Below are 11065 nucleotides of genomic sequence, written 5' to 3'. Positions count from 1 at the left end.
AATGATGAGCTTACTGACTGGCTTACGCTTGTTGAAGCACTCTGGCTTGCTGATATTGAAGCACTTTCTGAAGCAGATGCAGATGCTGATGCTGATTGACTTGCACTGATTGATGCTGATGTACTTGCTGATTGACTAGCACTCACTGATGCACTTGCTGATTGGATTGCGCTTGTTGAAGCACTTTGACTTGCTGATATTGAAGCACTTTCTGAAGCAGATGCAGATGCTGACGCTGACTGACTTGCACTGATTGATGCTGATGTACTTGCTGATTGACTAGCACTCACTGATGCACTTGCTGATTGGATTGCGCTTGTTGAAGCACTTTGACTTGCTGATATTGAAGCACTTTCTGAAGCAGATGCAGATGCTGATGCTGATTGACTTGCACTGATTGATGCTGATGTACTCGCCGATTGACTAGCTGAATTACTTGCTACAGCACTTAAGCTTGATGATGTAGATACGCTCAATGATGTTGATTTAGAATTTGAATATGAATTAGATACGCTTAAAACTTCTGAGTTTGTTTTTGAATATGAAGTTTTACTAACATTCATATTTTCAATTGCACGCTTTGCAAATGATTTATCAAATGTAACATCAGTAAATATATCACGATTATATAATAAATTATAATCATTTTTCCAATGATCCCAGCTCAAAGCATATAATATATTATCTTTAACTTCAACACCATCCAAATAATATTTATTTCCTCCAATTTTTATTTGAACATACTTCGGATATTTAGGAAATGTTGTATACTTCTCATGATATGTTTTATCTCCATTATTTTGTACTTCAACATAATTACCATTGACTTTTACTGGAACCCAATATTCTTTACCATCTATCTCTTGTCTAACTACATATACTTCTTTACCTTGTACATTCATGAACACTTTATTTCCTGATGTTTCATTGTAATCTGTAAATGAATGTGTAGGTTCGATAGTACCATCACTCTGAATATAATAACCATCCCAGTTTATTTTTACATTTCCTGAATCTGTCTTTACATTTTTCCCAGTAAGTTCAATCATCTTTGTTTCGTTATTACTAGTAATGTATGTATATATGTATTTATCACCCTTCTGAACTAAAACACCTTCTTTGATTAAATGATCATTACTCTTCACAACATAAGCTTTATCACTTAATACTGCACCCGCTAAATCACTTCCATATGTTGTAGTTAAAGATTCAGAACGAGCTGTTGATTCACTGAAATATTTACTCATACTTGTTTCAGGATCATCACTTTCACTTCCTGCAATAGGCATAGTAGAATTTCCAACAGTATTCGTCGTATAATTTGCAGCCGAAACTTTTTTATCACCAGTGAATAGACCAGTAATTATATTTCCAAATTTATTTGATGAAACCTCATCATTTTTTACTGCTTCAGAATTTACTAATGATTCACTATCACTAACAGATACAGAAGTAGATTCACTTTCTGAAGTACTCGTTAATTGAGATTCACTAAGACTCACAGAATCAGAAGTTGAATTGCTTTCAACAATTGAATTATTTTCTGATTCAACCGTAGAATCAGATGCACTTGCTAGCACAGACGCATTTGTACTATTTTCAATACTTGTGTAATCTTCAACAGTCGAATCACTTTGAGACAATGATTCAGACATATATGAAGATGTAGAAGCTTGAGATTCACTAAGGTCACTAACTTGTGACTCATTATCTAATTCAGCAGCATAAACCGCATTGTTACCCGCAAAGATGGTTCCTCCACCTACAACAGCACCAGCAGCAGCTACACCCTTTAAAAGATTGTTCGATTTTTTTCTTCTAACATTTTTCTTTTTCGACATATACACTCATTCCTTCCCTTAAACTTTTTAATTTATACGAAGCCCTTCAAATTAAAAAACAAAAAAATCAAGCAGAGTACACAAAAAGAATGCACTCTTCCCTTACTAGGTTTAATAGTAAACGGAATGCTTGATTTATTCAAGTAAAATAATTGATTTCTAACCATTTTTTAACATTAAATACACAAATGTTAATATGCAAAATCACCTTTGTAAACATGCTCTTAAATTATATAACCACTTTTATAACTATAGTTATAATCTTAGTAACTAATCACTCTAATTTCATAATCGCATCAACAAACAATTTCTTAGTGAAATAGCCATTTGTTGATTAAATATTGTACTTGTTTTAAATTAGAAACCTTTCGATTATACTCTTCTTCAGAACAACTCTGAACAACTTGACTAGCTTCTTCTAAACTTGATACCACAAATCCTATCCCTTTTTCTTTAATGAAATCTGCATTGGATAAATAATTTGGAATTATAACCGGTATACCTGCAGACAAATAAGAAGCCAACTTATATGAACAATTCATCTTGTAATAATCCCTTTCATCCTCAGGATTTTCTGAATTTCCCCAAACAAGGCCAAAACCACCTTTAGATAGTTGTAATAATAATTCATATTTATTTAACCAACCACCAAAATTAACATTTGTAGAATCCGTAATATCCTCTTTTCCAAGCACATATAAAGGTGTTTCTTGATGCCAATTCTTCACAAAAGGAAATCTAGACGCTTCTCCCGTAAAATATAGTTTTCTTTCAAATTTAGGATCATGTAGACGAATATCATTTTTAAAATCCCACATCTTTTGAATTACATATTTCTCATTCTTAACACCATGTTCCACTAGACACTTATACATTTTTTCTGAAGGAACAACTAAAACATCACACTTATTACATATATTCACAAACTTATCCATCAAATAATAATTGGATTCAAACTGAAGTGGCACAATATCATGAATAAACAAAATAATTTTAGCTCGATATAATTTCATTCGATCAATTAATGAATCATCCCATTCCATCGCATTCCACGTGGGAAACTGAAAAATGACAATATCCCCTTCTGTGATTCCAGAAATCAATCCATCAAAACGAGCACTCATTTCATTCCAAGGCTCCTTTGAACTATCATATAAATATATTGGAAGTTCTACTGCATCCAATGGACTTAATATTTTCACCACTTCATTTTGAGCCATTTTCGCAACACTCCAATATACCTGATTTGTAACATTTGTTACATGTACTTTCAACTTCATCCCATCCTTACATAAACCATGTCTCTAAATACATAAAAAATGGACATGTCCTCAACACATCCATTTTATCACACTATTCAATTAAGGTGACCCCCACTTTCCAGATCTGATTCAAGAAATTCAAATTCAATGTAGCTAAACGATTATGCTTATCATACTTAATAATATAATCATCCATATTTACTAACGGACCTCTTGTCACATGAATCTTATTATTGAGTAAAACACCATAAGACATACGAAGAATCTTTTTTTCATCCATCAACATCGTAAGAATACGAATCTCTTCATCTGTTAATGCAGAAATATCCTCTTTATATTTTAATTCATGAATAAAAACACTCTCCAAAGGAAACTTTCTAAAAATACGATCCACTTCTACCTGTGACAATTTACTCACCACAAATACATAGCCACCGAATAAAGTTCGCAATTGAATCTGTTTAGAAACCCTATGATAAAATTCCATCTTAGGACTAAACGCAAAAATACCCTCGTTTTCATTCAAGTATTTACATACTTCCTCTTCCTTAGAACGTATGGTCAATAATACATACCAATGTTCATCCAAATTCATATATAAAACCCTTTCATCGCATATACTAAAAGTATAAAGTGGTTAGTTAGCTATGTCAAATCGATTAGAACGGTAAATCGATTTCTGGTTCTTCCTCTTCTTCAAAAGTCGGTAAATTCTCTAAATCTAATTCTTCAAATTTTTCATAATCAAAATAAGCATCATCCAATTCAAGATTCCAATTCATACAATAACTATATACATACTCCTTTTGTTTGTCTGTCAAACCACGCAGTAGTTCATCAAGCGCTTCTTCCTGCTCCAACTCATCCCACCAACGCGTATCATACGCACTATGACCAGATTCCACCCACATTTCAACTCGCTCTTTCTCTTTCTTTGTGAGCTTATGCTTTTTTTTAAATCTCTTTAATTCATCCATACGGACTCTATATTTACTCTTCTTTTTCATACACCAAAAAATAAGGGTACACACTAAGTATACCCTAATATCTACTATAAACTTTTCAATTCTTCTGTAATAGCACGGATAGCTTCATCAACCTTAGAAGCATCCTTACCACCGGCTTGAGCCATATCTGGCTTTCCACCACCATTACCAGAACAAATTTGAGCTGCTTTCTTAACCAATTGACCCGCATGTACACCAGCCTTAACAGCCTCTTTACCTGCACCAGATACAAAGACAACCTTTTCTCCATTTGTGTTAACGAAGAATACAACCATCTTGTCATCACTAGCCTTTAAGTTAGAAACAATATCCTTCAATGCACCTGCATCCATTCCAGAAACGGATTTAATCAATACATTGACTTTTCCAAAATCTTTAGCCTCTGTAGCCCACTCTTTAGATTTCAATGTAAAGATTTGGTTTTTCAAGTTATCGATTTCCTTTTGCATATCGTGCATAGTCTTATAAGCAGCCTCAACCTTTGTATCAATATTCTTAATACCCTTTTGTTTAGCACTATCCGCAATATTTTCTAACATTGCATGTTCAGACGCAAAATCTTGGTAAGCCGCAAATTTAGTCTTCGCTGTAATACGACGAGAATCTGAACCAATACTTTCCTCACTAATGATCTTGCATAGACCAATCTGAGCCGTATTTTCTACATGACATCCAGCACAGAATTCCTTAGATACATCACCCATTGTTACAACACGAACTGTATCTCCATACTTCTCATCAAATAATGCAGTGGCACCAGATTTTTTAGCCTCTTCAATAGGCATAACTTCTTTCGTTACTGGATAAGCCGCACTAATATATTCATTCACAATACGTTCTACTTCAGCCAATTGTTCAGCCGTAACCTTTTCATAGTGATTGAAGTCAAAACGCAAATATTCAGGACAATTATAAGAACCAGCCTGGTGAATATGATCACCCAATACCTTAACTAAAGCAGCCTGCAACAAGTGTGTACAAGAGTGGTTTGCGGTAGTTGCCAAACGATCTTTGACATTTACTTCACCATGTAAAGACATACCCTTTTCTAATACACCACTATTGATTTTAACTGTATGAATATGCTGTTTATTACGAGTCTTTTGAACATCTAATACCTCAACTTCTACACCATCAGCCGTAAATGTTCCCTTATCGGCAACCTGTCCACCACTTTCTGCATAGAAACAAGTCTCATCTAAAATGATCATACCTTCATCTTCTAATGAATCAACCATTTTACCCTCAGCATTAAATAACGCAATGATCTTACCATCACAAGTTAAGTGATCATAACCAATAAATTCACTAGGTTCATTGAAGTTCATCAACTCTTCATTTTGAGACGCAAAAGAATCCTTTACATTACGCGCATTACGAGCACGCTCTTTTTGTTTGTTCATCTCTGCATCAAACTCATCATGACTTACACTAATTCCACTTTCCTCAGCAATTTCTTGTGTCAATTCAAATGGGAATCCATATGTATCATACAATTTAAAGACAACTTCACCACTCAACTTTCCATCTTTAGCCTTGCTGATTTCTTCATCTAGTAATGCCTGACCAACCTTTAAAGTCTTCTTGAAAGTTTCTTCTTCCACCTTAATCAACTTCTGGTTGAACGCAACATGCTCCTGCAAGTATGGATAGAAATCCTCCATTAAATCTGCAACAACAGGAACTAGTTTATATAAGAATGGTTCATCCAAGCCTAATTTTAAACCATAACGAACTGCACGACGAAGGACACGACGAAGTACATATCCACGACCACTATTTGAGAAGTTAGCACCATCACTCAACGCAAAAGTCACTGTACGAACATGGTCCGCAATAACACGGTAAGCCATCTTATATTCACCTTCATAAGGATGTTTCGCCATAGCTTCTGTTGCACGAATAATAGGCAAGAATAAATCTGTATCGAAGTTTGTTTCTCCATCCTGAACTAAGGCAACCAAACGCTCAAGACCCATACCTGTATCAATGTTCTTCTGAGGAAGTTCCTTATAATCTTTACGATCAATACTTGGATCACAATCATATTGAGAGAATACGACATTCCATACTTCTACATAACGATCATTTTCCATTTCATCAAAGAATAATTTTTCTCCCAATCCCTCAGGATCATATTTTTCTCCACGATCAAAGAAAATTTCACTGTCAGGTCCACCAGGTCCCTTACCAATTTCCCAGAAGTTATCATCTGTCTTTAAAATATGACTAGGGTCTACACCACAAATTGTAGTCCATACTTCATAAGCACGCGCATCATCTGTATATACAGACACATACAATCTGTCCTTATCAATACCCATCCATTCTTCGCTTGTTAAAAATTCCCACGCAAACTGAATGGCCTCATCCTTGAAATAATCTCCAATTGAGAAGTTTCCTAACATTTCAAAGAATGTGTGGTGACGAGCCGTACGACCTACATTTTCAATATCATTTGTACGAATTGATTTCTGCGCATTCGCAATACGATTTGAAGCCGGTTTTTCACTACCATCAAAATATTTCTTCAAAGCCGCAACACCCGCATTGATCCATAATAATGTTGGGTCATTGTGCGGAATCAAACTTGCGCCCGGCTCAATCATATGCCCTTTAGATTTAAAATAATCCAAGAACATCTGACGAATCTGATTACCAGTTAATTGTTTCATCTTTTCTTTCCTCCAATAAAAAAACGCTCCTATTTCTAGGAACGTATAATTACGCGGTACCATCCTAGTTCATTTTTCAAAATCGAAAAATGCCCTCAATTCACTCGTTAACGCCGACTACGTTTCAACTCCAAAGTAGCTTCAAACTAAAAGACTCGAAGAGCTTTCACCAAACGCCCTCTCTCTATACACAAGAACTTTTAATCCTACTTATCTTCTTCACTGTCGAATCGATAAAATTTTAACACTCTTTCCATATTTCTGCAAGACGTATCACACCATCTAGCATCAATTCTTTACTCATACTCGCAAAAGACAATCCAATACGCCCATTTAAAATACTAATAGCGACACTATTCGATTCACACAAATTCCTAAAACGTGATACATCCACATCTAAATTTAACCAATACGCCATATATGTCTCATCCAAAATATACGAACAACTCATATACGTATCAATCAATTGCTTTAAATACAAATGCTTCTCCTTATACTCACGAACAAGCTTTCTTAAATGCTTCTGCAAATACCCATCCACAATATACTGCGTAAAAGCCACCTGCTCAATTTTACTCGTCGTTGGACCAAAATAAGAAGCACTATACTTACGCATATACTCCTCATTTAAAATCATATACCCAATACGAAGACTCGGTAATAATAGTCTTGAAAACGAAGAAAAATAAATCACATTCTTACTTTTCGAACACAACGAAGTCTTGATTTTAGAAGCATACACTAGCTCCCCATTATAATCATCCTCAAGAATCAAAACATTCTCTAAAGAAACCAATTCCTCACGAACTCTTTCACTCATAGATTGCCTATCCGACGTAAAACAAGTCGTATTCACATAGACAACATCCACATTCAATCTTTTAATATCCCTCACAAAAGAATTTGGATTCAAATATTCCACATGAAAACCATACGACAAAAATACCTGCTTAGCCTGATCATCCACTAATGTACTTAAACCAATCACCTTTGACTTATCCAACATCCCACAAAATATATACAACAAAGACTGATAGTTTGAACCAATCACCATCTGTTCAGGAAAACACAAAATATTCCGGTTCTGATACACATACTTACATAGAGCCTGTCTTAATCCATACTCACCCTGCGCTAGACCATAACTTGACATCAAACGCTTATCATTCAATACCGACTTCATATATCGTTTCCAAATCGTCGTTTCAAACGAATCAAAAGAAACCGACTGAATCCGAAAATCATAATCATACGATTTTTCTTTATGACTCGAAGAATAATCCAAAATTTCCTGATGCAGTAAGATACGCTCCGGATTCATACTCACCACATACCCCACTTTTTCTTGACTCGAAATAAATCCATCCAACACCAACTTATTATATGCATTTTCAACCGTTGTCTTAGATACATTCATCTTCTTTACACATTCACGAATCGAATCCACACGATCCCCATACTTTAAGATCCCAGAAAGAATCGATTCCTTATACATCTCATAAATTACCTGATACTTTTTCATCAACTGTCCCCTATTTATTTTTTATAATTGTATATTTTTTTATATACAGAAACAAGTATAATAGTCACTAAGTTACAGAAAGAAGGAAAGATTATGAAAAATAAACAAACATACGAAATCGTACTAACAGGACTAGGTATGGCACTTGTATTTGTCGCAACCATGTTCATCAAAGTACCAAACGCATTAGACGGATACTTCAATCTAGGAGACGGATTCATCCTATTATTCGCAAGCTTTTTAAATCCATTTGAAAGCTTCTTGATTGGAGGCTTAGGAAGCGCACTAGCCGATGTAGCCGGAGGATACGGACACTACTTCTTCTTTACCCTAATCATCAAAGGACTAGAAGGAATCGTAGTATCCCTACTTATGAAAAACTACTCTAAACCGAAACAAATCACAAGCTACGTATTGGGATCTGTCATTATGGTATTTGGATACTTCATTGCTAAATACATATTAAAAGGAAGCTGGATCGTAGCCGCAAGCGAAATTCCAGCCAACGTAGTCCAAGGAGCTGCAGGTATTGTGATTGCACTTATTGCCTATCCAATGGTAAAGAAAATCGTACAAGATAAATTAAGCTAAAAGAGAAATCAAAATCGATTTCTCTTTTTATTTACATCGAACTGTTACTCTATTTTTCGCATCCAAAGTACACGTAAATAAAGTCAAAGGATAATCCGAAGAAGTCATATCCTCAACACTATCCGGCGTTAAAGTTTCAATTAAAACAACACGATATTCAAACTGATTTCCAAGTGCATCCGTGAATACGACCTGACTACCCGGATCTAAACTATGGATTCTTCCAAAATGAAACCAAGAATTATGCGCCGCAATCACCATATTCCCCTTATATACACTACCCGAATATCGACAAGGCGCCAATTTCATCCAATCATACGTAAACTCACTCGTAACCGGAAGCTTAATGTCCAAAGAAGGAATCTCAATCGTTCCAATACAAGATAAACCATCCAGTTCTACTTCAGGCATATCCATATCTGGATCTAGAATAACATCATGATCCAAATCATTCTTCAAATTATAGGCAGCCAATACCTTTTCTTCACTCTTTCTAGCCCGAAACGTATCATACACATTAAACAAAGTGAGTCCCAGGGCCAGTACAATACAGATACAGCCAATATGCTTTAGAACTTGCTTATGCATATACAACCAAGTCCCACAAACAATAATACGGGTACAGGCCACCATAATTGACCCGTCAAAGGAAGTTTTGATTCTGATTTCTTAGAATCCACAACCTTATTCAAACTATTCTTTAACACAATATGATTCCCTTCTCGATAAGAACTCACACTATACCCAGAAGGAACACTTGTCTCAACACAACTCCACCTCATATCACCCGACAAATCATTCCAAGCATATGTCCAATGATTTTCTTCACTTAATACCTGATGATCTACGACTTTACCATCCCCAAGTAAATCGACACCAATAAAACTTGGACGATTCTTCTTGTCGTCATCCTTCCATACTTTTTGAACACGCAAAGAAGTCGTTTCAACTCTAGGCTCATACTTTAATTCAACATCACAATCTTTATCCACATAAACAACAGAAACCGACATTGTGTAATCCGCATTATCTAAAGCCTTCACTAAATAAACACCTTTCGATAAATGAGAAAATAAAGCCTTACCATCTGAATCTGACATCACTTCATCATCACATTCAATATTGTCGCGATCAATATAATCGCCAAGAATATTCCAATCCTTTGAAACTGAATAGGATTTAAAAGCACCCATCAAATTATAATCCGCATCCGCCACACGATATAAGCGAACATCGATATCTGAAGCTGGACAAGTCACTGTTAAACTCGAATAATCACTTGCGAAAACAGGAGTACATACAAGAACAAAAAGAAATATACACAATACACTACGAATTATTTTTTTCATGTCCTTTTAACCTCCATATCTTCGAAACAATAATACCAACCAACAAGAATACAACACCAACACAAGAAGCCACCACTAAAGTATCCACTCGAGCTGCATCTGAAGTAATATTTGATTCATCATACAAACTATCCACCACACGATGACCACGAACCATCAAGCGCTGCGTATTAATACCATACGGCGTACACGTAAGTAACGTACAAAGATCTTTACCTTCTTCAATCTCTAAAGGACCATAATCCTCAGGCTCTACAACCGAAATCTTATCCACCTCATACGCCAAAACCTTGCCATACACATGCAGATAAAATAAATCCCCCTTTTCAAGACGATCAATATCCGTAAATAAACGAGCACTCGGAAGCCCTCTATGACCAGAAATAACACAATGCGTACTACTACCACCAACAGGAAGCGAAGAACCCTCTAAATGACCAACACCCACCTGTAAAACAGAATCATCCACACTATGATAAATAGCCAACTTACAATGAATCTCAGGTATCGTGATATATCCCATCATACCCGTACCATCCGCATTTAATAGACTTTTATATAAGCTAAGTTCTGAATCACTAGGAGTAAAACGACCACTATTAGAAACCAACCCAGTATTATAGGAAATAGCCGAATCTATCGCAGCCTGCCTATCCTTGTCATCCATCTTCTCTATCTTTTCAGAATAATTAGCAACAACAGCCGTTTGATGTTTAGAATTCCAATAATTACTCACCGTTGGATACAACAATAAGGAAAGGCCCGCAATAAAAACAAGTATCGCAATTATAGTTGAAATATGTTTCTTCATCTTACAC

10 protein-coding genes and 1 other annotated feature are annotated in these 11065 nt (G+C 35.5%); of the genes, 1 reads left to right on the top strand and 9 read right to left on the bottom strand.

What is annotated here, in order from left to right; all coding sequences use genetic code 11:
- The 6 genes from NE544_RS07435 to NE544_RS07410 form a co-directional block, all read right to left on the bottom strand.
- Window positions 1-1841 (bottom strand): accessory Sec-dependent serine-rich glycoprotein adhesin (locus NE544_RS07435; RefSeq protein WP_256268898.1); only part of this gene is annotated, 1841 nt, incomplete at its 3' end.
- 311 nt (window positions 1842-2152) lie between these two features.
- Complete coding sequence (locus NE544_RS07430; RefSeq protein WP_256268897.1) at window positions 2153-3115, bottom strand: sugar transferase; 963 nt, start codon at window positions 3113-3115, stop codon at window positions 2153-2155.
- Between the two features lie 79 nt (window positions 3116-3194).
- Entirely contained in the window at window positions 3195-3698 is a 504-nt protein-coding gene (locus NE544_RS07425; protein WP_227993440.1) for a transcription termination/antitermination NusG family protein, read from the bottom strand.
- Window positions 3699-3762: 64 nt separating this feature from the next.
- Window positions 3763-4110, bottom strand: coding sequence for a hypothetical protein (locus NE544_RS07420; protein WP_256268896.1), 348 nt, complete (start codon window positions 4108-4110; stop codon window positions 3763-3765).
- Window positions 4111-4154: 44 nt separating this feature from the next.
- The gene (alaS, locus tag NE544_RS07415) at window positions 4155-6785 is read right to left on the bottom strand and encodes an alanine--tRNA ligase (RefSeq protein ID WP_256268895.1); all 2631 of its coding nucleotides are present in this window, start codon (window positions 6783-6785) and stop codon (window positions 4155-4157) included.
- 34 nt (window positions 6786-6819) lie between these two features.
- Window positions 6820-7017 (bottom strand) — a binding site (T-box leader).
- 9 nt (window positions 7018-7026) lie between these two features.
- The gene (locus tag NE544_RS07410) at window positions 7027-8307 is read right to left on the bottom strand and encodes a PLP-dependent aminotransferase family protein (RefSeq protein ID WP_256268894.1); all 1281 of its coding nucleotides are present in this window, start codon (window positions 8305-8307) and stop codon (window positions 7027-7029) included.
- A 93-nt stretch (window positions 8308-8400) separates the two neighbouring features.
- Between NE544_RS07410 and NE544_RS07405 the strand changes: the two genes are divergently transcribed.
- Window positions 8401-8898, top strand: coding sequence for an ECF transporter S component (locus tag NE544_RS07405; RefSeq protein ID WP_256268893.1), 498 nt, complete (start codon window positions 8401-8403; stop codon window positions 8896-8898).
- A gap of 27 nt (window positions 8899-8925) precedes the next feature.
- On the opposite strand, the gene NE544_RS07400 is transcribed toward NE544_RS07405, so the two are convergent.
- From NE544_RS07400 to NE544_RS07390, 3 genes are read right to left on the bottom strand one after another with little or no spacing between them, the layout of a single operon-like run.
- Entirely contained in the window at window positions 8926-9486 is a 561-nt protein-coding gene (locus NE544_RS07400; RefSeq protein WP_256268892.1) for a sortase, read from the bottom strand.
- Window positions 9468-10247, bottom strand: a complete 780-nt coding sequence (locus NE544_RS07395) for a Cna B-type domain-containing protein (protein WP_256268891.1) — start codon at window positions 10245-10247, stop codon at window positions 9468-9470. Before NE544_RS07395 ends, NE544_RS07400 begins: the two co-directional genes overlap by 19 nt.
- Window positions 10228-11058: a class C sortase gene (locus tag NE544_RS07390; RefSeq protein WP_256268890.1), complete on the bottom strand. Its 831-nt coding sequence runs from the start codon at window positions 11056-11058 to the stop codon at window positions 10228-10230. The genes NE544_RS07395 and NE544_RS07390 overlap by 20 nt, the downstream gene beginning before the upstream one ends.
- Window positions 11059-11065: the final 7 nt, after the last annotated feature.

Origin of the sequence: Holdemanella sp. MSK.7.32, from assembly GCF_024460475.1 — a bacterium.
In the GTDB taxonomy this organism is placed as follows: Bacteria; Bacillota_I; Bacilli_A; order Erysipelotrichales; family Erysipelotrichaceae; genus Holdemanella.
The sequence above is the reverse complement of the archived record's forward strand: the minus strand, read 5'-3'. Positions and strand labels throughout refer to the sequence as shown.

Excerpts from the sequence above, each read along its gene's own strand:
- NE544_RS07425 (WP_227993440.1), bottom strand. The coding sequence starts at position 3,698 with ATGAATTTGGATGAACATTGGTATGTATTATTGACCATACGTTCTAAG.
- NE544_RS07420 (WP_256268896.1), bottom strand. The coding sequence starts at position 4,110 with ATGAAAAAGAAGAGTAAATATAGAGTCCGTATGGATGAATTAAAGAGA.
- alaS (WP_256268895.1), bottom strand. The coding sequence starts at position 6,785 with ATGAAACAATTAACTGGTAATCAGATTCGTCAGATGTTCTTGGATTAT.
- NE544_RS07410 (WP_256268894.1), bottom strand. The coding sequence starts at position 8,307 with ATGAAAAAGTATCAGGTAATTTATGAGATGTATAAGGAATCGATTCTT.
- NE544_RS07405 (WP_256268893.1), top strand. The coding sequence starts at position 8,401 with ATGAAAAATAAACAAACATACGAAATCGTACTAACAGGACTAGGTATG.
- NE544_RS07400 (WP_256268892.1), bottom strand. The coding sequence starts at position 9,486 with ATGCATAAGCAAGTTCTAAAGCATATTGGCTGTATCTGTATTGTACTG.
- NE544_RS07395 (WP_256268891.1), bottom strand. The coding sequence starts at position 10,247 with ATGAAAAAAATAATTCGTAGTGTATTGTGTATATTTCTTTTTGTTCTT.
- NE544_RS07390 (WP_256268890.1), bottom strand. The coding sequence starts at position 11,058 with ATGAAGAAACATATTTCAACTATAATTGCGATACTTGTTTTTATTGCG.